The sequence below is a fragment of the Epilithonimonas sp. JDS genome, from assembly GCF_021261315.1.
In the GTDB taxonomy this organism is placed as follows: domain Bacteria; phylum Bacteroidota; class Bacteroidia; order Flavobacteriales; family Weeksellaceae; genus Epilithonimonas.
Map to the genome: position 1 here is coordinate 22,355 of NZ_JAJSAX010000009.1, position 21,043 is coordinate 43,397.

At 38.0% G+C, this 21,043-nt stretch carries 20 protein-coding genes; 13 read left to right on the plus strand and 7 right to left on the minus strand.

Annotated elements, in window-relative coordinates; all coding sequences use genetic code 11:
- The first annotated feature begins 8 nt into the window (after window positions 1-8).
- The 3 genes from LUD75_RS17555 to LUD75_RS17565 are packed head-to-tail and all read left to right on the plus strand — an operon-like array spanning window position 9 to window position 3,617.
- A complete protein-coding gene (locus tag LUD75_RS17555; protein ID WP_232707110.1) occupies window positions 9-2,045 on the plus strand; it encodes a hypothetical protein in 2,037 nt (678 codons plus the stop codon).
- Entirely contained in the window at window positions 2,046-3,266 is a 1,221-nt protein-coding gene (locus LUD75_RS17560) for a hypothetical protein (RefSeq protein ID WP_232707111.1), read from the plus strand. It begins immediately after the preceding gene.
- Window positions 3,267-3,281: 15 nt separating this feature from the next.
- A complete protein-coding gene (locus tag LUD75_RS17565; protein ID WP_232707112.1) occupies window positions 3,282-3,617 on the plus strand; it encodes a DUF6122 family protein in 336 nt (111 codons plus the stop codon).
- 4 nt (window positions 3,618-3,621) lie between these two features.
- Here the strand turns inward: LUD75_RS17565 and LUD75_RS17570 are convergent, their stop codons facing one another.
- Complete coding sequence (locus LUD75_RS17570) at window positions 3,622-4,002, minus strand: group III truncated hemoglobin (RefSeq protein ID WP_232707113.1); 381 nt, start codon at window positions 4,000-4,002, stop codon at window positions 3,622-3,624.
- A gap of 40 nt (window positions 4,003-4,042) precedes the next feature.
- Between LUD75_RS17570 and LUD75_RS17575 the strand changes: the two genes are divergently transcribed.
- The 4 genes from LUD75_RS17575 to LUD75_RS17590 all read left to right on the plus strand — a co-directional run bounded on the left by LUD75_RS17575 (window position 4,043) and on the right by LUD75_RS17590 (window position 6,445).
- A complete protein-coding gene (locus tag LUD75_RS17575; RefSeq protein WP_232707114.1) occupies window positions 4,043-4,996 on the plus strand; it encodes an ion channel in 954 nt (317 codons plus the stop codon).
- 2 nt (window positions 4,997-4,998) lie between these two features.
- A complete protein-coding gene (locus LUD75_RS17580; protein ID WP_232707115.1) occupies window positions 4,999-5,487 on the plus strand; it encodes a YkgJ family cysteine cluster protein in 489 nt (162 codons plus the stop codon).
- Window positions 5,488-5,586: 99 nt separating this feature from the next.
- The gene (locus LUD75_RS17585; RefSeq protein ID WP_232707116.1) at window positions 5,587-6,018 is read left to right on the plus strand and encodes a hypothetical protein; all 432 of its coding nucleotides are present in this window, start codon (window positions 5,587-5,589) and stop codon (window positions 6,016-6,018) included.
- Between the two features lie 130 nt (window positions 6,019-6,148).
- Complete coding sequence (locus LUD75_RS17590; RefSeq protein ID WP_232707117.1) at window positions 6,149-6,445, plus strand: hypothetical protein; 297 nt, start codon at window positions 6,149-6,151, stop codon at window positions 6,443-6,445.
- 31 nt (window positions 6,446-6,476) lie between these two features.
- Here the strand turns inward: LUD75_RS17590 and hemE are convergent, their stop codons facing one another.
- The 4 genes from hemE to hemA all read right to left on the minus strand — a co-directional run bounded on the left by hemE (window position 6,477) and on the right by hemA (window position 10,681).
- Window positions 6,477-7,502: a uroporphyrinogen decarboxylase gene (gene hemE / locus LUD75_RS17595; protein WP_232707118.1), complete on the minus strand. Its 1,026-nt coding sequence runs from the start codon at window positions 7,500-7,502 to the stop codon at window positions 6,477-6,479.
- Window positions 7,503-7,601: 99 nt separating this feature from the next.
- The gene (locus LUD75_RS17600) at window positions 7,602-8,303 is read right to left on the minus strand and encodes a uroporphyrinogen-III synthase (RefSeq protein ID WP_232707119.1); all 702 of its coding nucleotides are present in this window, start codon (window positions 8,301-8,303) and stop codon (window positions 7,602-7,604) included.
- Window positions 8,304-8,514: 211 nt separating this feature from the next.
- Window positions 8,515-9,423, minus strand: coding sequence for a hydroxymethylbilane synthase (hemC, locus tag LUD75_RS17605; protein ID WP_232707120.1), 909 nt, complete (start codon window positions 9,421-9,423; stop codon window positions 8,515-8,517).
- A 4-nt stretch (window positions 9,424-9,427) separates the two neighbouring features.
- Window positions 9,428-10,681, minus strand: a complete 1,254-nt coding sequence (hemA, locus tag LUD75_RS17610; protein ID WP_232707121.1) for a glutamyl-tRNA reductase — start codon at window positions 10,679-10,681, stop codon at window positions 9,428-9,430.
- A 286-nt stretch (window positions 10,682-10,967) separates the two neighbouring features.
- On the opposite strand from hemA, the gene LUD75_RS17615 reads away from it, so the two are divergent.
- From LUD75_RS17615 to LUD75_RS17640, 6 genes are all read left to right on the plus strand, one after another.
- Window positions 10,968-11,993, plus strand: coding sequence for a rod shape-determining protein (locus tag LUD75_RS17615; RefSeq protein ID WP_028121656.1), 1,026 nt, complete (start codon window positions 10,968-10,970; stop codon window positions 11,991-11,993).
- A gap of 79 nt (window positions 11,994-12,072) precedes the next feature.
- Window positions 12,073-12,927, plus strand: coding sequence for a rod shape-determining protein MreC (gene mreC, locus LUD75_RS17620; RefSeq protein ID WP_232707122.1), 855 nt, complete (start codon window positions 12,073-12,075; stop codon window positions 12,925-12,927).
- Complete coding sequence (locus LUD75_RS17625; protein WP_232707123.1) at window positions 12,917-13,423, plus strand: rod shape-determining protein MreD; 507 nt, start codon at window positions 12,917-12,919, stop codon at window positions 13,421-13,423. Before mreC ends, LUD75_RS17625 begins: the two co-directional genes overlap by 11 nt.
- Window positions 13,424-13,501: 78 nt before the next feature.
- Entirely contained in the window at window positions 13,502-15,529 is a 2,028-nt protein-coding gene (locus tag LUD75_RS17630; RefSeq protein WP_232707124.1) for a penicillin-binding transpeptidase domain-containing protein, read from the plus strand.
- Window positions 15,526-16,755 (plus strand): rod shape-determining protein RodA, encoded by a 1,230-nt coding sequence (rodA, locus tag LUD75_RS17635; protein WP_232707125.1) that lies wholly within the window; start codon window positions 15,526-15,528, stop codon window positions 16,753-16,755. The genes LUD75_RS17630 and rodA overlap by 4 nt, the downstream gene beginning before the upstream one ends.
- A gap of 114 nt (window positions 16,756-16,869) precedes the next feature.
- Window positions 16,870-17,685, plus strand: coding sequence for a M48 family metallopeptidase (locus LUD75_RS17640; protein ID WP_232707126.1), 816 nt, complete (start codon window positions 16,870-16,872; stop codon window positions 17,683-17,685).
- A gap of 30 nt (window positions 17,686-17,715) precedes the next feature.
- Here the strand turns inward: LUD75_RS17640 and LUD75_RS17645 are convergent, their stop codons facing one another.
- Together LUD75_RS17645 and LUD75_RS17650 are read right to left on the minus strand one after the other, a co-directional pair.
- The gene (locus LUD75_RS17645; RefSeq protein WP_232707127.1) at window positions 17,716-19,089 is read right to left on the minus strand and encodes an alpha-amylase family glycosyl hydrolase; all 1,374 of its coding nucleotides are present in this window, start codon (window positions 19,087-19,089) and stop codon (window positions 17,716-17,718) included.
- Between the two features lie 274 nt (window positions 19,090-19,363).
- Window positions 19,364-20,986: an ATP-binding cassette domain-containing protein gene (locus LUD75_RS17650; protein ID WP_034964020.1), complete on the minus strand. Its 1,623-nt coding sequence runs from the start codon at window positions 20,984-20,986 to the stop codon at window positions 19,364-19,366.
- Window positions 20,987-21,043: the final 57 nt, after the last annotated feature.

Consider the following 21,043-nt stretch of genomic DNA (forward strand, 5'->3'; position numbering starts at 1 on the left):
TTAAAACTATGAAATCAATTTTACTCAAAAAACAACTGGTATTTTTCTTGATATTTTGTTGCGCTTTTGCGTTTTCGCAAACCAAAATTCAGATTCCAGCGAGCTCCGTATTTTATATGGAAGTCAATGGAAAACTGTTAAATAGCAAAACCAATTGGCAAAAACTCAATCCAATTTTACAAAATCTGAATAAGAATGACCAGGAGAAACCAACCTGGAAAGACTTCTCGGACACAGGAATTAAAAATGATGCGAAACAGTATCACTATATCAATTTCAATGATTCTATCAAGAGTTACACGGCGCATTTGATTTTGGAAGATGCAACGAAGTTTGTAGAATTCATCAAGGTTTCATCAAAGAAAGAATTGGAAACCACGAAGAAAAACAAATATTCTTACACCAATTTGAATGATGATACTTTTGTGGCTTGGGACGGAAAAAGAGCGGTAATTACTGGAATGACTTACACGAAAAAGCTGCCAAAATTCGATTATGATTATGCTGCTGACAGTACAGTTGTTGTAAGTGTAGAAGAGCCGCCAATGATTGATAGTGCCTATGCAGAAGCTGATTCCCCTTACTATGAACCAGAAAAACCTTTCAATTACAAAGATGAAATCAAGTATTTGAAAGACGAAATCAAATATACAAAAGAGGATATCAAAAGTCATCAGGACGATATTGCACGGATGCAAAAAGATATCAAATATCTGGAGAAACACCACAAATATCCGGAAGAGAAAAAAGCAACGACTGAATTGGATGAAGTTGCCTCTGCAAAACCGACTGAGGAATATGATGAGGAAGCGGAAGATTTGGCTTATCAAAAGGAAATGGATTCTATCAAAGCGGAAGATTTTAAAATCGTGAAAGCCTTTGCAGAATTGGATTTTGACAGATATTTTGATTCTAATATGGAAGTGGAAGTTCCAAAAGAAATGGTCAAATTCCAAGACGCGAATTCGGATGTTTTCGTTTATTCCAATTATGGAGAGATAGTCAAAAATGGTGCTTATAAAGATTTGGCGAAGCTTTACAATTTCGGGGATTTGATTGATAATCTGTACAATTCCAATTCGTCTTACAATTTATATTTTGATAAGAATAAAGTAAAAGTAATAAGTAATTATCAACATAAAGACAGCGAAATTCAAAAGCGTTTTTCAGCGCTTTACAATGGTAAAAAGAATAAAAAACTGATGTCCCTGATTTCCGACAAAAGTGTTGGTTATTATGCAATAAACGTTGATGGACACAAGTATTTTGATTTGATGTATAGCTTATTCGAAAGTAAAAATGATACAGGAAAATATCAAAAAGAGCTGGAACTGATTATGGAAACGATTAAGATAGTTTTGGACGAAGAAGCCATCTCAAAAATCGCTCCAGGAAACGGCGTTTTTGTTTTGAATGCACTGAATACCAAAAAGGTAGAATACACAGATTATGAATATGATGATAACTTCAACGACAAAGAAATTAAGAAAACAAAGGATGTTGTAGTTCCGGATTTCACTTTTGCTTTTGCCACGGAAAACGAAAATTATTGGAAACGTGTTTTTGAAGTATTGACAACGAACAAAGAATTATCGCAGAAATTTGCTAAGAATGGCGATATTTTTTATCTGAAAAAAGACCCTAAAAACAGCAATTACATTGACCAAGTTTATTTCACGGTGAAAGAAAATATCGTTTATTTGACGACTTCGCTGGAGAATCTGGTTCCTAAAAAACAGTCTGCCGTTTCGCAAAAATGGGCGAAAGACGCGGCGAAACATCCTTCCTCGGGAACAATCAATATGCAGCGATTGTTGCAAGGCTTGGAGAAGGAATTCACAACGATTTCTCAGAAAGAAGGATTTAATCTTTTCCGAAAAAATATCGGTGATGTCTATTTTAAAAGTGAGGTGAAAAAAGAAAGTATTGAAACTGAATTCAACTACACGACGCCAAATTCTTCCGAGAACAGTCTGATGTATTTCTTGGATTTTTGTAACGATTTGATTAAAATTTCTGAAAAAGAAACGTCAACCGCCTTGTAAATGAAAAGAGCAATCATCCTTCTTGCAGTCCTTTTTTTTGTCGCGGTTTTCGGCTATTTTTTCTGGTCTCTGAAGGATAAAGATTTGAAGGCGGTTCCGAGAAATGCAGATGTTTTGGTTTTGGTCGATTCTAAAAAATTGTCAGAAGAATACATTTTGACTTTACTAAAAAATCCTTCCAAGTGGTTTGAAACTTCAAAAGGTTCTTTTAAAAATAGTGGCGTAGAAGTTCCGGATTATGTTCAGATTTTTCATTTGAAAGACAACAGTTTCTCCGAGTGGTACAGCGTTTTTGAAATTTCTGATAACGATAAACTTATCAAATTTTTGAATGAGAAAGGTTTTAAATTAATTAAAAATAATCTCTACAAAAAGGACCAATTTTCTGTAAAAATCGAAGTTTCGAAATGTATTGTCGGATTCTCAAATTCAAATTTTGACAAGACGACAGCTGAAATTTTCAATTCGAAATTCAAAAATTTGTACGCTGATGAATTGATTAATAATTCGGTTGCAAGCGTTTCCTACTTTGCAAAATCCAAGATTCGCAAGTTTGCATTTTATTTGAATGATGAGAATATTGAAGTTAAAACGAAAAGTTTAGACGACCATTTCTCATCGATGATTTCCGATTTGGACAGGCAAACATCGTTTTTGAAGTTAGAATTGGATTCAACCAACGTAAAAATTGCATCCGCATTATTCAATAAAAAACTGAGCGATTCCATTAAAATCAATTCGCTTTCTGCCGTTGCAGAACTGGAAATGGTCAAAGATAAAATTATCAGTTATAGTTACGACGACAATTTCAATGAGGTAGAAAAGGTGAGTTATCAGCAGATTCTTCAACCCAATTATTCCATCAATTTACAAAGTTGGGAATCGGAAAATCTCTGGTTGTATTTTCAGCAAAAAAATTGCATTAATGCTCAAAGTCAATTCACGCCAATTCCATTTCAGCCGAATGTCATAAAGAAAAACGGAAGCGACATTTCAATTAAATCAATAAGAAAAGCAATAGATTTTGGAAAGCGTTTTTCCGGCAATTATGTTTTTGTTAAAAATAATCCGTTATTAATTAAATCAATAAAATCGTTTTCGGCTTCGGAAAAGAAAGCTATTTCGAATATCGATTATAGTTTTTATGGTAACAAAGGCGATTATTTTTACTTGAAAATTAACTTTAAAAAAGAAAAATTACCACTTATTTTAAGATGGTAAAAATGAAAAGATGAGATGAATTATTTAGAGTTTTTTCCTTTCCGGATTGCGGTTCATTACTTTCTCCACTTGATTTTTCCCGTTGCGATTGCATACGCTTTTTTTCGGAATGACTGGCGAAAGGCATATCTCATAATGTTGGGAACTATGCTTGTAGATGCCGATCATCTGCTCAGTACACCAATATTTGCGCCCGACCGTTACAGCATCAACTTTCATCTTTTGCATACTTATTGGGCGATGGGGATTTATGTTTTGCTGTTGTTTTTCAAAGGCGTTCCCAGAATCATTGGCGTTGGATTGCTATTCCATATGCTGACGGATTGGATCGACCATCAATTGCTTTTTTGAAGATTTAATTTTCCCTTGCATTCGCCATTTTGTAGCTCATAATTCGGGCAATATTCAAAGCTCTGGCAATTGCCGTTTCGGTATTTTGGCCTTCAAAATTTTCGTGAATCGTTTCTTCCCAAATCTGCAACCAGCGGTTAAAATGTCTTTCTTCCAACGCAGAAACTTCGTTGATTGGAAAATGAACCCGCATCGGATTCCCTTCATAGACCGGATTTCCCAGAAGAATACTTTCCCAGAAATTGTACATTTTCGGCAGATGTTTACTCAGGTCGATTTTCGCGATGTCTGTAAAGAAAAATCCAATCAAATCGTCTTTTATCACCTTGTAGTAGAATTGGTTGACCAATAGTTCTACGTCTTCCCGTGTCTGAATATCTTTCATTTTTCAAAATTAAAACAAATTAAAATGTAATTTTGCAAATATGTCAAAATTCAGTTTTTCCAGATTAAAGGCAACCAACGATACTGGTTTTGGAGATAATTTTTCCGGAAGATTCATCAACAAAGACGGCTATCCGAATATCAAAAAGAAGGGCGTCAATATCCTGAACCGCTACAGTTGGTACCACACAATGCTGAACCTCAAAAGATGGCAGTTCATCGGATTGTTGGTTGGCAGTTACATTGTTGTGAATTTTATTTTTGCACTGATTTATTACTCAATTGGGATCGAACATCTTACGGGCATCGACAAAAGCAATTTCCAGAATGAGTTTACGGATGTTTTCTTTTTCAGTTCCCAAACCTTTACCACAGTTGGTTACGGACGCATCGCGCCAGTTGGGTTTCTGGCTAGTTTGGTGGCAACTTTCGAAGCGTTCTTAGGATTATTGGCATTTGCAATTGCGACAGGTCTTTTTTATGGAAGATTTTCCCGTCCGAGAGCATTTTTGCAGTTTAGTGATGTGGCATTGATCTCGCCTCACAAAGACAAAACCGGACTGATGTTTCGGATGGCGCCATTCAAAAATACTTCGCTTACAGATGCCAGCATTACGGTTTTGACCTCTTTTGAGATCACAGAAAACGGACAGACAAAAAGCTCATTTTACAATCTGAGATTGGAAGTTACAAAAATCACATCATTAATTCTCAACTGGACAATTGTACATTATATAGATGAAGAATCACCCTTTTACGGATTAAATGCGGAAGATCTTAAAAATACCGATATCGAAATAATCGTTCACGTCAAAGCTTTTGACAGCATATTTTCCAGTGATGTGGTTCAAAGGACAAGTTACACATCAGACGAAATAATTTACGGTGCCAAGTTTGAAAAAATGTACAGTCCGGATGAGAGCAATCGATTTACGGTTTTAAACCTTGATTTGATTAACAGTAATTTTCCAGCTTCACTACCAGAAAATTCTTAATTATGGATCTCGATTTCTATAAAAAACAAGCCCAACAGAAGCAGAAAGAACACCGAAAATTCCTGGACGGACTCAAAAAGAAACCGCCAAAAAATCTGGATTATCTCACTTTGGAAACGCACGAGGAGACTTTTGCGGAAATAGACTGTCTTTCTTGCGCTAATTGCTGCAAAACCACAGGTCCACTTTACGTAGAAAAAGACATCGAACGGATTTCCAAACATCTGCGAATGAAGCCCGCAGATTTCGAAGCGAAATTTTTGCGTGTTGATGAAGACCAAGACAAAGTTTTACAAAATTTGCCTTGTTTTTTCCTGAATGATGACAACACGTGTTCCATCTACGACGTTCGCCCCAAAGCCTGTCGAGAGTATCCGCATACCGATCGGAAGAAGATTTATCAGATTAATAATTTGACGATTCAGAACGCTTTGATTTGTCCTGCAACTTATGTATTTGTAGAAAAATTGAGAAAGGTCTTGGAAAAGTAAGGTCATAAAGTTTTATTAAAAATCTTATCGTTTCATAACTTTAACATAAGTTGGTTTGATGTTTGTCATTGATAATCAAATCAATAAAAGTAAAGTATTATGAAAAAGTTAATCACAACAGCTGCTTTTCTAATGTTTGGGACAATGGTCATTACCGCTCAAACCACTAAGAATAAAAATAATCCGTCCACAATGCCGGACAAACCTGCCAACGGCACGGAGATGAAAATTGCAACACCTGTCCAGCCCAACGGAATGAACAGAACCATTGACACAGCAGCAACCAATAACAAATTGAAAATGCAGACCAATCCAAACAGATTGCAGCAAAATCAAGCGATGCCGAACAACGGAACTTTACAAAACCCGAATACGACATTGCCAAATAATGGAACTCTGCAAAACCCAAATACGACAATGCCGAATAATGGAACTTTGCAAAATCCAACTAACACAATGCCTAACAATTCTACAGCCTCACCACAAGTAGTACCAGTGAGTCCTGTAGAAGGCACAAAACCAAATAGGTAATAACAAAAACCAGAACAAATCGTTCTGGTTTTTTTATGTTTCTAAGTAATTGTTATTGATTTTTAAATAACTTTAATAAAAATTGGTTTGATATTTGGCTTGATTATTCAAATCATCAAACTAAATCATTATGAAAAAGATAATAACAACCGCAACATTTCTCGTTTTTGGAACGATGTTGACGATGGCTCAAACGACAAAGAAGAAAGAAACCAAATCGACCACAACAAGAACAGAAATGAGAGCAAAATCTACAGTTCAGCAAAACAATACGAACAATACGCCAAAAATGGTAGATACGACAAATCTTGAGCAAAGACAAAAAGAAGCAGACGAAAAAATGCAAAGACAAACAATCCCTCAAAAGGACGGATTGAACAATGAAGCGGTAAAACCCGCACAAACAGTTCCAACAGAACTAGAATAAAAAAACCAGAGCAAATCGCTCTGGTTTTTGTTTATGCTTTCCAATCTACAACAGCCTTTATAAAAGCTTCCGCATTTTCAACCGGAATATTTGGTAAAATCCCGTGTCCGAGATTCACAATGTATTTATCTTTTCCAAAACGGTCAATCATCTCGTGAACCATTTTCCGAATCGTCGCCGGCGTAGAGTGCAATCTTGATGGGTCAAAATTTCCCTGAAGCGTCACCGAATTATTCGTGAATTGTCTCGCCAATTCCGGCGTAATCGTCCAGTCAACGCCCAAAGCAGAAGCCTTAGATTTTGTCATATCTTCTAATGCAAACCAACAGCCTTTCCCGAAAACTACAACGTGCGTCAACGGTGCGAGAGCTTCCACGATTTGATTGATATATTGCCAGGAAAATTCCTGATAATCCGCCGGCGAAAGCATTCCGCCCCAACTGTCAAAAACCTGAACAGCCGAAACACCTTTTTCCACTTTTCGTTTCAAGTAGGCAATCGTAGTGTCCGTGATTTTCTGCAATAATTTGTGCGCCGCTTCCGGTTGCAAGAAGCAAAATGACTTCGCAATATTGAAATCCTTAGAACCTCTTCCCTCGATGCAGTAGCAGAAAATCGTCCAAGGCGAACCGGCAAATCCAATCAATGGAATCTCATTGTCCAGCTTTTCCAACGTCATTTCTATCGCATCGAAAACATAACCCAAAGTCTCGTTCACGTCCGGAACTATCACATCATCAACTTGTTGAGCCGTTCTGATAGGTTCGTCCAACCAAGGTCCAACAGATTCCTTCATTTTGAAATCGATGCCCATCGCTTGCGGAACAACCAAAATATCGGAGAACAAAATCGCCGCGTCCAAAGGAAATCTTCTAATCGGCTGAACCGTAATTTCCGAGGCCAATTCCGGCGTCTGACATCTGGTGAAAAAGTCGTATTTGTCGCGCAACGCAATGAATTCCGGCAAGTATCTTCCAGCTTGTCTCATCATCCACACAGGCGGTCTTTCCACGGTTTCGCCTCGCAAGGCCTTTAGGTATAGGTCGTTCTTTATCATTTTCTTAAATTATTTGGGCGCCTTTTTCCGCCTTCCGTTCCCTCCCGATTTAATATCGGGATCCACTCAAGTCGAGGCGCGCTTCGCAAAGTTTAGCGTTTAGTCTTCCAAATCAGCTTTCCCGACAGTTGAACTTTCCTTAGAAATCAAATTCAACAAATCAGCTAACGTATTTTTATGACTTGTAATTATTTTATTTTCAGTGAGTTTCTTCAATTCCGAAGTCGTCGTTTTTCCAATCGAAAAAATCTTCAAATCCTCCAAACTGTTGAACTTCGCAAAACTACGAACTCCACTCGGACTGAAGAAAACCACAGCCTGATATTTCTCATTGATTTTCGGAAACAGCAATTCGGTCTTATAAACAGGGATTTTCTTGTAAGAAATATTCTGCAACGGCAATTTCTCATCCAAAACATCCAAAGCCAAATCGCCACAAAAATGCAGAAACTTCTCGTTAACAGAATTTTCTGTAATAGACTGTGATAATTCGCTCGCATTCTTACAAAGTTTGAAAGTCCCAAAATTATGCTTCCTCAATTCCTTTTTAGTCTGCGAACCTACGGCGTAAATCTTGTTATAATTTTTCTCGGCAAAATTCTCATTCGCATCAAAACCATTTTCAAAAAAGGCTTTCACTCCATTTACGCTTGTAAAAATCAATGAGTAATTCTTCAAACCGAAAGTTTTCGTTTTAATGAATTCCGTTTTGATGACCTCCACAAAATCAACCAAAACTTCCGTTCCCAATTTCTCAGCAACTTCTTTTTTGTCCAGTGATTTTGTAAAAAGGATTTTCATATTTATAAAGTCTTCGAGAACCTCAGACTGACATTGCTAAAACATTATTTTGTCATTCCGTAGGAATCTCAACAGCGCTTGATTTCTAATCTCTGTATTCTTTGTGAAATTTTTACCACAAAGTTCACTAAGTTTTTTCACGAAGACCACAAGGCTTGTGTTTAATTTGTTTGCTTTGTGAAATCCTTTGTGTCCATTGTGGTTAAGTATTTTACAAACTTTTTCGAATTTCATCCATCAATTCCTTCCCGCCGTTTTCCAAAACCTTCAAAGCTAATTTCGCTCCAAAATTCTCAGAATCGTTCCAGTCAAAAATCTCATCGGTTTCGATACAATCTTTTCCGTCAAGCGAACAAAGTCTTCCAACAAATCGGATTTGAGTTCCAATCAATTCAGCTTTTGCACCAATGGGCGCTGTACAACCGCCTTCCAAAGTTTTCAGGAATTCTCTTTCTATCGTAATGCAAATCTCAGTTTCCATGTGAGAAATTGATTTTAAAATATCACTCAATTCCGGATTGTCAATTTTGCTGGCAATCGCAACCACACCTTGTGATGGCGCTTGCAACAAAAACGGAATTTGTTCATATTCCACATCCAGATTCATCCTTTTGATTCCGGCCAATGAAAAAATCGTCGCATCTGCAACGCCGTCATCCAGTTTTTTCAATCGTGTTTGAACATTTCCACGGATGTCTGTGAATTCAGTTTCAGGAAATTCCTTCAACCAAAAAGCGCGTCTTCTCAAACTGCTGGTTGCAATTTTCAAGACATTTAAATCCAGAACTTCTGCATCTTTATTTTTTACCAAAACATCTTCCGGAAAATCTCTTTCCAGAACCGCAGAAATCTGAACGTTTTCAGGCAAAAGCGTCGGAACATCTTTCAAGGAATGAACCGCAATATCAATTTCATTATTAAGCAAAGCAATGTCCAAATCTTTCGTGAAAATTCCGGTGATTCCCAATGCGTAAAGCGGTTGGTTCAGGTTTTTGTCGCCGGAACTGATGATGGGAACGATTTCAGTTTGTAATCCAAGATTCTGAAGTTTAGCTTCAACTTCGTGAGCCTGCCAAAGCGCAAGCGGACTATTTCTGGTTCCAATTCTTATGGTTTTCATTGTCTTACTGTTTGTGGATGTCGAGGATTTCCTCCATCAATTTTGTGATTTCGTCGGCGCGGGAAGGGTTTTCCATAATGTATTTCGCAAATCGATTTGTGATTTTCTGAACCAAATTGTTGGACAGCTCCATATCCTCTATTTTGGCGTAATGGAATTTCTTATGAATATTGTGCATTTCGTTTTCCTCGATTTTCTTCAAAGAATTTTTGAAATGATTGATTTGTGGTGCGAGCTTTCTTTTCTTTTCCCAATCTGCAAATTCCTTTGCCATTTCCTTGATGATGCCTTCCGCTTTCGGAATTTCCTTCTTCCGTTGTTCCATCGTTTCCTGGATGGTTTGCGAAAGTTGGTCCACATCTATCAACGTCACGTTTTCCAATTTCCCGATTTCCTTCTGAACGTTGTTCGGCATAGAGAGGTCGATGACAACCATTTCCTTGTTTTTAGGGAAATTGGTTTCATCAATAATATATTTCTGAGCGCCGGTTGCTACGATTAGAACATCGGTTTGCTTCAATTCTTCTGGGAACGTTTCAAAATCGATTTGAGGAATATTGTATTTGTCAGCAATTTTCTCGGCTTTTTCAAAAGAACGGTTGGCGATTTTTATTTTAGGCTGATAAATGTGTTTTACAAGATTTTCAATCGTGTTCTGACCAATTTCACCAACTCCGAGAAGCAGGATGTTCTTCTCGTGAATGTGTTTTGTATTATTTAAAATATAATGAACCGCAGCATAAGAAACCGAAGCTGAACCTGTGCTGATTCCCGTTTCATTCTTAATTCTCTTCGAAATTTGAATTGAGGAATTAATGGCACGCTCCAAATAAGGATTGGAAAAATCCTTGTAAGTTTTGAATCGATGATAAGCATTTTTGATCTGAGAAACGATTTCGAAATCACCAATAATTTGGCTTTCCAAACCTGCAGCGACGCGGAAAAGGTGAAACAATGCATCTTCTCTTTGAAGGACATTCACGTATTGCAAAAACTCGGAAAGAGAAACGCCAACGGTGTTGCAATAAAGTTCTGCAATGTGAAGATAATTCTTTGTCGTAGAGTAAATTTCGGTTCTGTTGCAAGTAGAAACCACGAACGCATCACCGTAATCCTGCTCGTGAATTTGATTGACAAAAGCTTTGATGTGATCATCAAAAAATGCAAATCTGCCACGGGTTTCTGCATCGGCTTTTTCGTAACTGATGCTTAAAACTGCGAGATCTGAGGTTTGATGAAATTTATTTTTAGTGCTCATTTTCAGTCTGCAAATTTACAATATTTAATACAAAGACTCTTTCCGAATATCGTTTTGATAAATTGATAAAATCTATAGAATATGACAATTATCTTTTTATAAATAATAACAGAATTAATGTTTTTATGAAAGAGTAATAATCTATCCTTTTGCGATTGATATTCAGAATTATTCGCTGAAAGAAATTATTGAAATTTTAAGGAAATTTTAACCAAATTATTTTTAATTCAGGACAGAGAATGCGTGTAAATTTATATCTTTGTAAACTTAATAATTACTGAACAAAATGGGTATATTGGATATGTTTACGCAAGAAATTGCGATTGACTTGGGAACTGCGAACACACTTATCATTCACAACAACAAAATAGTTGTGGATCAGCCGTCTATCGTAGCAATAGAGCGCTCTACAGGCAAGCCGATTGCTGTTGGAGAACAAGCAAAACATATGCAAGGGAAGACTCACGAAGATATTAAAACTGTACGCCCGTTGAAAGATGGTGTCATTGCAGATTTCCACGCGTCGGAGCATATGATCAAGGAATTCATCAAACAAATTCCAGGTATCAAAGGCAAATTTTTCCAGCCTGCACTTAGAATTGTAATCTGTATTCCCTCCGGTATTACTGAAGTCGAAAAAAGAGCGGTAAGAGATTCTGCTCAAAAAGTGAATGCGAAAGAAGTTCGTTTGATTTATGAGCCAATGGCAGCTGCAATAGGTGTTGGAATCGATGTTCAGAAACCGGAAGGAAATATGATTATCGACATAGGTGGTGGAACTACGGAAATTGCTGTGGTTGCACTTGGCGGAATTGTTTGCGACAAATCTGTAAAAATCGCAGGTGATGTTTTCACCAATGATATTGCTTATTATTTGAGAACTCATCATAATCTTTACATCGGAGAAAGAACGGCGGAAAGAATCAAAATTGAAGTTGGTTCTGCTGTAGAAGAATTGGACGTTCCAATTGACGATATTCCTGTGCAAGGTCGTGATCTCATCACTGGGAAACCAAAAGAGATTATGGTCAACTATAAAGAAATTGCAAAAGCATTAGACAAATCGATCATCAGAATCGAAGATGCTGTGATGGAAACTTTATCTCTTACGCCTCCGGAATTGGCTGCTGATATCTACAAAACAGGAATTTATCTTGCTGGTGGTGGAGCGCTTCTTAGAGGTTTGGCAGACAGACTTCACAGAAAAACGGGACTTCCTGTTTTCGTAGCAGAAGATCCTTTGAGAGCGGTTGTAAGAGGAACCGGAATTGCTCTTAAAAATATGGACAAATTCAATTTCTTAATCAAATAATAATCTTTTTAAAATTGATTTATAAGATTTGACATTTGTTGAATCATTTATAACTTATCAATTATCATTTATAACTTAGATGGGTGCTTTGCTGAGATTTTTTTCCAAGAATGCTTTGTTGGTGTTCTTTGTATTCTTGCAATTGGTTGCAATTGTACTTATTTTCAGCAAAAATACAATGCAGCAAAGTTTCATTGCCGCTAGAACAGCTGCCTTCAATTCCTGGATTTCCGGTTATATAGACGAAGGAACTTCTTACCTCAAGCTAAAACAGATCAACGAAGATCTCGTGACGCAAAACAAAGCTTTGATGCTGGAACTTTATGGAAAGGATAAAGTTGCAAAACCAAGCTTCAGAAGAGTCTATGATACCATTGGCGGCGGGCAGATCTATACTTTTGTAGATGGCGAAGTGGTTTTCAACAGCATCAACAGACGTGATAATTACTATACAATCAACCGGGGACGATTGCAGGGAATCAATTCCAATATGGGTGTCATTGCGCCTCGGGGAATTGCCGGGATTGTCATTAATACTACAGATAATTATTCCTTGGTAAAATCGATCTTGAGTGTTAATAAAATAAAAATCAGTGCAGCGCTCAAAAAGTCCGGTTATTTCGGAACCCTTTCCTGGAAAGGCGATGACACCAGAACGATGACGCTCTCTGATATTCCGAAATATGTTCCGCTGAAAGTTGGCGACAGTGTTGTGACAGACGGGAAATCTTCTATTTTCCCAGCTGGAGTTATGGTAGGAACCATTGCCGGTTACGAAGTGGACAGCAAAACCGGATTCTGGGATATTTCTGTGGAACTCAGCGAAAAAATTGGAAAACTTAGCAAAGTTTATGTGGTTCGAAATCTGAAAAAATCAGAAGTTCAAAAAATCGATGATACTTTAAAAGCTCAAATTAATAAAGATGGTCAGTAGAAACGTAGTATCAGATCTTGTTTTGATCGCATTATTGACGGCTTTTCAGATTTTCATTCTGAATAGAGTTGCTTTGTTTGGGCAGTATATTCCTGTGCTTTATCCTGTTTTTGTGATGTTTTATCCGTTCTTCAGAAACAGATTTCATTTTCTCGCTTTAAGTTTTATTTTGGGATTGTGTGTGGATGCATTTCTTGGAACTTGGGGAATCAATGCGTTTGCAACTACGGTTGTTGCATATTTCAGAACAATTATATTCCGGACTTCTACGGATACAACGACGGATTTTTTCTCGTTCCAAAGTATCCAGTGGACGCAGTTTATATTTTTTATTGTCACCAGTATTTTCATCCATCAACTTCTGGTTCAGTACATCGAATTCTTTAAGTTCGACAGATTTTTTGAAATTTTATTTAATGTAATAGTTACCAGTATAATTTCGTTTGTATTTATATTAGCCTATGCATTAGCATTTAAAATCAAGCAAAAAGTCTGAAACCGAAAGAATGTACAAAACAAAAATCACTTTCTCACTTAGGTTGCATATGTCCTCTAAAAAACTGTAAAAGCACATATGAAGTCACAATACCTCAAAATCATTCTTGTCCTTTCTGTCATTGCATTAATCTTTATTGCAAGGCTTTCTTATTTGCAATTATTCACAGACAGATATGCTCTGAATGCCGCGAACACATCCATCAAAACAGAATATGTCATCCCGCCAAGAGGTGTTATTTTCGATAGAAATGGAAAAATACTTGTTGGAAATCAGCCTTCATTCGAAATTTCTTACACCGCAGCACTTCTGAAACCGGATTTCGATACGATCGGTTTTTGCAAACTATTAGGAATTACAGAACGGGAATTCGTTCAGACATTGAAGAATATTGAAAAGGAAAAATACTACTCCAAGTTGACCCCGATGACCTTTATGAAAAATCTAAGTCGGGAAGAGATGGCGAGAGTTCAGGAATTGATTTTCAAATATCCGGCTTTCAGTATTGTTCCTCGTCCGCAGAGACAATATGAAGTGGATACTTCCGGGAATCTTTTGGGCTACACCAATCAGGTAAATGATGCAGATATTAAGAAAGATTCCACATACTATCTGCCGGGAGATTTTGTGGGGAAAAGCGGCGTCGAAAAGTCTTATGAAAAAGAACTTCGGGGTGAAAAGGGAATCAAATATATCCAGAAAGATATTCGCCAAAGAAGCATAGGCTCCTACAAAAATGGTGAACTTGATAAAGAAGTCGTTACCGGAAAAGATCTGACTTTAACAATTGATTATGACCTACAAAGAATGGCAGAAGAAATGCTGGTCAACAAACACGGTGCAGTTGTAGCTCTGGATCCGAACAACGGAGAAATCCTCACAATGGCAACGGGTCCGGATATCGATCCAAATCTTTTCACAGGACCGCAAAAATCAAGAAACCTTTACAAGCTGGCTAACGATACCATTTTCGAAAATAAACCAACATTCGACAGATCAATCCAGGCGGCTTATCCACCGGGATCCACGTTCAAATTGTTAACAGCTTTGACGGCTATGGAAATGGGCGTGATGACGGACCAAACGATTTTCCCTTGTGGAAGAGGATTTTTCTATCGGGGAAAAAGCATCAAAGGTCACGGTGGTGCAGATCCGCTGATTCCTTCAATCCAAGTTTCCAGTAACTGCTACTTTACTTATGCCTATTTGGCAATTCTTAAAAAATATCCCGGAAATCCATCGAGAGGCGTTGATGAATGGAAAAAAATCATCAATAGTTTTGGTGTTGGAGAGTTTCTTAATAATGATTTAGCAGTTGGAGCAAAAGGTAGAATTCCGTCCGGTGAGTTTTATGAAAAGAGAATGAAATCTATTTATAAAGCCAACGGATCCAAACGCACCGATTATAAAAACTGGGACGAGATGCCGACAGGTGCTTTGTACAACGGAATGGGACAGGGCGACGTTCTTTTGACACCTTTGCAGATGGCAAATTTCGTAGGAGCCATCGCCAATAAAGGCTGGTATTATACGCCTCATATCGTAAAATCTATCGATGGAAAGCCAAATCCTGATCCAAGATTCAAAAAGAAACATATGACGCTGGTTCAGAATCCACATTATTATAACGTGGTTCTTCAAGGGATGGAAGCAGTAATGATCAAAGGAACGGGTAGAAGTCTTAGATCAAAAGATTTCACGCAGCTGGCCAAAACCGGAACGGCGCAGGTTCCTCAGGGAAAAGATAACTCTATTTTTGTATTGATTGCGCCAGCTGATAAACCGAAAATTGTTGTCGTTGCCGTAATGGAACACGCAGGATTCGGAGCAACGTGGGCAGGTCCGGCTTGTACGGTAATCGCTGAAAAATATATTACCGGGGAACTCAAAAGAGAAAATCTCTACAAAAAAATGATCACCTCCAGCTTTATGCCGGAGTATAAACGACAGTATATTTCTGAAATGAAACGCAAAGGCTGGTACAAGGAACCGCCTAAAGACACTGTAAAACTCAAGCGAATCAAAGACAGCCTGCAGGCCATCGAAAATAAAAAATTAAAAAAAGACAGTTCCAAAGTTAAACCTCTAAAAAACAATTCAAAATGAAGTGGGCAGAAGGGATCGATAAATTAGGAATTGGACTTTACCTGATACTCTGCGTTTTCGCTATTATTAATATTAATAGTGTAGATGCCAAGTTGGGAAGCAAACAGCTGATGTTCTTCGGGATTTCTCTGTTTGTCGGGATGATCATATTTTTTATGAGAACCAAATTCTTCGAGAATATGTCAGCCATTATTTATGTTGGCGGCGTGTTGCTTCTGATTGGATTATTTCCTTTTGGGACAGAGATTCTAGGTCAAAAAAACTGGTACAAATTCGGTGGTTTTACAATGCAGCCTGTAGAGTTTGCCAAGATTGGAACGGCGCTTATGTTGGCGAATTATGTCTCCAGTCCGGATTTCAACTTAAACAATAGGAAAGTTCTTTACACCGTTTTGGCGATTGTCGGCATTCCCGGCGTTGTCGTTTTGATGATTCCCGATGTCGGATCACTTTTGGTATTTTTTGCTTTCGTGATGGCGCTTTACAGGGAAGGACTTTCCGGATGGTTATTTGGAATTATTTTCGTTTTCGCAGCCGTTTTTCTTGTTTCGATTGCGGTCAATCCTTTATATATTACCATAGCAATTCTCATCATTGCAGCGATTTATGTCTTTCTTAATTTTTATAAAATTCAGGGGAATATAATGTCGATTATCGGAATTATCCTTACAGTGGGCGTTCTCAGTGGATTGTCCTATTCTTCTCAGTACGTTCTCACCAAACTTCCAAAACACCAGCGAGAGAGAATCGAAGTATTGTACAAAGGAGAGAAAGCGTTCCGCGATACTTCGGGATACAACTTACTCTATTCCAAAACGGCCATCGGTTCTGGCGGATTTACCGGAAAAGGATATAAGCAAGGTTCTGTAACACAAGGTAAATTTGTTCCCGAGCAGGAAACCGATTATATTTTCTGTACAGTTGGAGAGGAATGGGGTTTTCTTGGAAGCACGATTTTGATTCTTTGTTATTCCATTTTCATTGGTCGGATTTATTATCTCGCCGAGAATCAGAAATCTACATTCAATCGTGTTTTCGGTTACAGTTTCGCCTCTATTTTATTGATTCACTTTGCCATCAATCTTGGAATGGTAATGGGACTTTTCCCGACCGTTGGGATTCCGCTGCCATTTTTCAGTTATGGAGGAAGTTCGCTTCTGGCGTTTTCTATAATGACTTTTATCTTCTTTAAGCTCAATTATGCAGACAAAAATAGTCTGGTCTAAATCGCTTTAATCAAACCTTATATTAAGTAAATTACATTTTTATAAAAATTTTACGTTTTAAGGTGATTTTGGTTGTGTTTTTGATTGAATTTCAATCAATTTAAATAACAACTTATGAAAAAAATTATCTTATGTGCAATTTTACTTGGTGGAATCAGCACGATGCAAGCGCAAAAAATCAGTCTCGGTAAAGCGACCGATATCGCAGGAAAAGGACTGAAAGCAATGACATTTTCTAACACAGATGCCATAGCATTATCTAAAGAATCAGTAGATTATATGGATAAAAATAATGCAGTTGCTGGTCCAAAAGATCCTTACACGGTGAGGCTCAACAAATTATTTGCAAAGCACAAATCGCAGGATGGCCTAAATCTTAATTACAAAGTTTACAAGGTTAAGGACATCAATGCATTTGCTTGCGCAGATGGAAGTGTTCGTGTATTTTCCTCATTAATGGATATTATGACTGATGATGAATTACTGGCTGTAATCGGTCACGAAATTGGTCACGTGAAAAATGAGGACACCAAAGATGCCATCAAATCTGCTTACCTGAAAGCTGCTGCTTTGGATGCTGCCTCAGCGTCTTCCAATACAGTCGCTACACTGAACAACAGTCAGATCGGGGAAATGGCTAATGCGATGCTGGATGCTTCTCACAGCAAAAAACAGGAATCTCAAGCCGATACCTATTCTTATGATTTTATGAAAGCAAATGGCTATAATGTTGTCGGTGCTTACACAGCTTTCAAAAAATTAGCATTATTGTCAGAAGGTGCAGCAGCACAATCTGGTTTCAAGAAAATGTTCAATTCGCATCCGGACAGCAACAAGAGGGCAGAAGCGATTAAAAAGAGAGCTGAGAAAGACGGTCTTTGGAAAGATCCGGGAACGGTTTCTTTACCAACTACAAAACTTACAAAATAGAAAAACGAAAGCAGCCAATTGGCTGCTTTTTTAGTTCTTTACCAAAACCAAGTATTCCCAAGGTTTCAAATTAAGATTGGTCTTTTCAGAATTGATATTGTAGATTTTGCCGGTAAACAACTCTCGGTATTGTCCATTGTAATATTTAGTATCAACGGAAGTTGGTAAGCTTTTATCGGAAAAATTATAGATGGATAAAACCGCATCGTTATTCTTTTCGCGGTAGATTGATAGAACGTCGCTCATTTGATTGTTCGTCACTCTTATCATTTCGCCTCCGTATTTTCCGTTCCAGAGTGCCTGATTTTTATGTTTAAGGTCAAACAATTTTTGATACATTCCATAGAATTTATGATTTTTCCAAATGATTTCGTCTTTCTCGAAGAACTCAAGGCTTCTGTCCAATCCGGCTTCCTGTCCGCTGTACACAAAAGGCATTCCGTTGGCTGTTCCACAAAGAACCATTGCCGTTTCCAATCCTTTTCCAAAATTGGAATATTGATTGCCTTCCCAAGAATTCTTGTCGTGATTGTCTGTGAATAGCATTCGATATGAATCCAATGGGAAACTTCCGACATCGTGCGCCATATATTCGTAAAGTGCGTTGGCGCCTTTTCCGCCAGTTGTAGCAAGTTTCAGTTTATCCCAAAGGGTCCAGGAATAGGTGGCATCAAAGGACTTTTTGTACAAATCTCTGGATTCCCATTCAGCCAGCATAAAAACTGGTTTTATCGCATCCATTTCTTCTCTCGCATTGTCCCAGAAATCTACGGGAATGAAACCTGCAACGTCGCATCTGTACCCATCGATGTTCGCTTCTTTTACCCAATATTTCAGCGCACCTGTCATATACTCTCGGAAGTCGGGATTGTTGTAATCAAAATCGATGACGTCGTCCCAATCGTACCAAGGCGTTGGCTGGAAGTTGCCTTCTCTGGATTTGGTATACCAGTCCGGATGTTCTTTGGTCAACGGATTGTCCCAAGCGGAATGATTTCCGACCCAATCGATAATGACGTACATTCCCATTGCGTGGATTTTGTCAACCAGGTTTTTAAAATCCTTCAAAGTTCCAAAGTCTGGATTCACGCCTTTGAAATCTTTTACGGAATAATAACTTCCCAATTTTCCTTTCCGATGCTCTTCTCCAATGGGATGAATTGGCATTAACCAAAGAATATCAACACCCATTTTTTTGAGTCTTGGCAAGTGTTTTTCGAAAGCTTTGAAAGTGCCTTCTTTTGTGTACTGCCGGATGTTGACTTCGTAGATTGTCGCATTTTTGCTCCATTCCGGATGTTTGAGTTCTACGTAAGGTTTTGGCTGGTAGCGTGGGTCTTTGGTCTGACTAAATCCCAAAAACGGAATCATCAGAATGAGGAGTAAGTATTTTAATGAATTCATAAAGTTTATATATTTCTCTAAATTAATAAGAGTTTTTGATTTTCATTAATTTTAATTGAAAAATATTGTTCTTGATAAACTTTTTTAAAGATTTGAAATATATACAAAATGAAAAACCCTTTCAAAGTATTGAAACTCTGAAAGGGTTTTTATTTGAATCGTTGTCGTTAATGACAAACGTTGATTTTATGTAGAAACCCGCGCCCCGACTTGAGCGGATCCCGATGTTAAATCGGGAGGGAGCGGAAGGCGGATATAGGCGCCCAAATAATTTTTAAGAATACATTTGTTCTTGCAATTCTTTGATTTTCTTGTCAGATAGATATTCGTCGTAAGTCATATCTCTGTCGATAATCCCTTTTGGCGTCAACTCAATGATTCTGTTACAAACCGTTCCAAGCAACTCGTGATCGTGGGAGGACAAAAGAATGTTTCCTTTGAAGTTATTCAATGAGTTATTCAAGGTTGTGATGCTCTCCAAATCTAAGTGATTCGTAGGTTCATCAAGCAATAGAACATTCGCTTTCTGAAGCATCATTCTACTGAACATACATCTCATTTTTTCACCTCCGGAAAGAACTTTACAAGATTTTAGAGCCTCGTCGCCAGAGAAAAGCATTCTTCCCAAGAAACCTCTCATAAATTCCTCGTGACGCTCCTCATCATTCTTCGTGAATTGTCTCAGCCAATCTACCAAGTTGATGTCATCCTGGAAGAAGTTGGTGTTGTCCAAAGGCATATGCGATTGGTTCGTCGTAACGCCCCAAGCTACATTTCCTTTGTCTGCAGGAAGGTTTCCGGCAAGGATTTCGAAAAATTCTGTGATTGCCAAAGAGTTTCTGGAGATTACCGCCACCTTATCACCTTTTTTAAGATTAAGGTCGATATTGGTGAAGAGTAATTCGCCGTCTTTTGTTTTTTCAAGGCCTTTCACGTCTAGAATCTGGTCTCCAACTTCTCTTTCGGTATCGAAAATGATGGCTGGATATCTTCTGGATGAAGGTTTGATATCGTCGATGTTCAACTTGTCAATCATCTTCTTACGTGCAGTTGCCTGTTTCGCTTTCGCAACGTTGGAACTGAATCGCGCGATAAAATCCTGTAATTCTTTTTTCTTGTCCTCAGCTTTTTTGTTAGCCTGAGCTCTTTGTCTTGTTGCCAATTGTGAGGCCTGATACCAGAAAGAGTAGTTACCGGTGTAAAGATTCAACTTAGCATAATCCAAATCGCCGATGTGCGTACAAACAGTATCCAAGAAGTGACGGTCGTGAGAAACAACAATCACGGTGTTCTCATAATCTGCCAAGAAATCCTCTAACCAAGCGATTGTAGCGATATCCAAGTCATTGGTAGGCTCATCCAGAATCAATACGTCTGGATTACCGAACAATGCCTGAGCAAGCAAAACTCTTACTTTGTCTTTATTTTCAAGCTCTCCCATCAATTGGTAATGCATATCTTCCGAAATACCAACGTTTGAAAGCAAAGTCTGCGCATCTGCTTCAGAGTTCCATCCGCCCATTTCGTCGTACACTACGCCAAGTTCTCCAGCTTTTATTCCATCATCGTCAGAGAAGTCTTCTTTTGCGTACAAAGCGTCCATCTCTTCTTTGATGTCGAAAAGCATTTTGTTTCCTCTAAGGATAGTTTCCAATACAGTAAAGTTGTCGTAAGCAAAGTGGTCCTGCTCCAATACGGACATTCTTTTTCCGTTTTCCAAAGAAACGTGACCAGAAGTTGGGTCTTGTTTTCCGCTTAATATTTTGAGGAAAGTGGATTTTCCTGCACCGTTGGCACCAATGATACCGTAGCAATTCCCTTTTGTAAATTTTATATTGACTTCATCAAAAAGAACTCTTTTCCCGAACTGTAATGATAAATTGGATACTGTTAACATATTGTTTTGTAAGTTTGTGCAAAATTACGAAAATAAGTTGGGATGAGGAAAGCCCTA

Bases quoted from the DNA above. Each gene is read 5' to 3' on its own strand.
- LUD75_RS17570 (WP_232707113.1), bottom strand. From the start codon at position 4,002: ATGAAAGATATTCAGACACGGGAAGACGTAGAACTATTGGTCAACCAA.
- LUD75_RS17625 (WP_232707123.1), top strand. From the start codon at position 12,917: ATGGTCAGTAGAAACGTAGTATCAGATCTTGTTTTGATCGCATTATTG.
- LUD75_RS17640 (WP_232707126.1), top strand. From the start codon at position 16,870: ATGAAAAAAATTATCTTATGTGCAATTTTACTTGGTGGAATCAGCACG.
- hemC (WP_232707120.1), bottom strand. From the start codon at position 9,423: ATGAAAACCATAAGAATTGGAACCAGAAATAGTCCGCTTGCGCTTTGG.
- rodA (WP_232707125.1), top strand. From the start codon at position 15,526: ATGAAGTGGGCAGAAGGGATCGATAAATTAGGAATTGGACTTTACCTG.
- LUD75_RS17630 (WP_232707124.1), top strand. From the start codon at position 13,502: ATGAAGTCACAATACCTCAAAATCATTCTTGTCCTTTCTGTCATTGCA.
- LUD75_RS17580 (WP_232707115.1), top strand. From the start codon at position 4,999: ATGGATCTCGATTTCTATAAAAAACAAGCCCAACAGAAGCAGAAAGAA.
- LUD75_RS17565 (WP_232707112.1), top strand. From the start codon at position 3,282: ATGAATTATTTAGAGTTTTTTCCTTTCCGGATTGCGGTTCATTACTTT.
- mreC (WP_232707122.1), top strand. From the start codon at position 12,073: ATGGGTGCTTTGCTGAGATTTTTTTCCAAGAATGCTTTGTTGGTGTTC.
- LUD75_RS17600 (WP_232707119.1), bottom strand. From the start codon at position 8,303: ATGAAAATCCTTTTTACAAAATCACTGGACAAAAAAGAAGTTGCTGAG.
- LUD75_RS17615 (WP_028121656.1), top strand. From the start codon at position 10,968: ATGGGTATATTGGATATGTTTACGCAAGAAATTGCGATTGACTTGGGA.
- LUD75_RS17585 (WP_232707116.1), top strand. From the start codon at position 5,587: ATGAAAAAGTTAATCACAACAGCTGCTTTTCTAATGTTTGGGACAATG.
- LUD75_RS17560 (WP_232707111.1), top strand. From the start codon at position 2,046: ATGAAAAGAGCAATCATCCTTCTTGCAGTCCTTTTTTTTGTCGCGGTT.
- LUD75_RS17555 (WP_232707110.1), top strand. From the start codon at position 9: ATGAAATCAATTTTACTCAAAAAACAACTGGTATTTTTCTTGATATTT.
- LUD75_RS17575 (WP_232707114.1), top strand. From the start codon at position 4,043: ATGTCAAAATTCAGTTTTTCCAGATTAAAGGCAACCAACGATACTGGT.
- LUD75_RS17590 (WP_232707117.1), top strand. From the start codon at position 6,149: ATGAAAAAGATAATAACAACCGCAACATTTCTCGTTTTTGGAACGATG.
- LUD75_RS17650 (WP_034964020.1), bottom strand. From the start codon at position 20,986: ATGTTAACAGTATCCAATTTATCATTACAGTTCGGGAAAAGAGTTCTT.
- hemA (WP_232707121.1), bottom strand. From the start codon at position 10,681: ATGAGCACTAAAAATAAATTTCATCAAACCTCAGATCTCGCAGTTTTA.
- hemE (WP_232707118.1), bottom strand. From the start codon at position 7,502: ATGATAAAGAACGACCTATACCTAAAGGCCTTGCGAGGCGAAACCGTG.
- LUD75_RS17645 (WP_232707127.1), bottom strand. From the start codon at position 19,089: ATGAATTCATTAAAATACTTACTCCTCATTCTGATGATTCCGTTTTTG.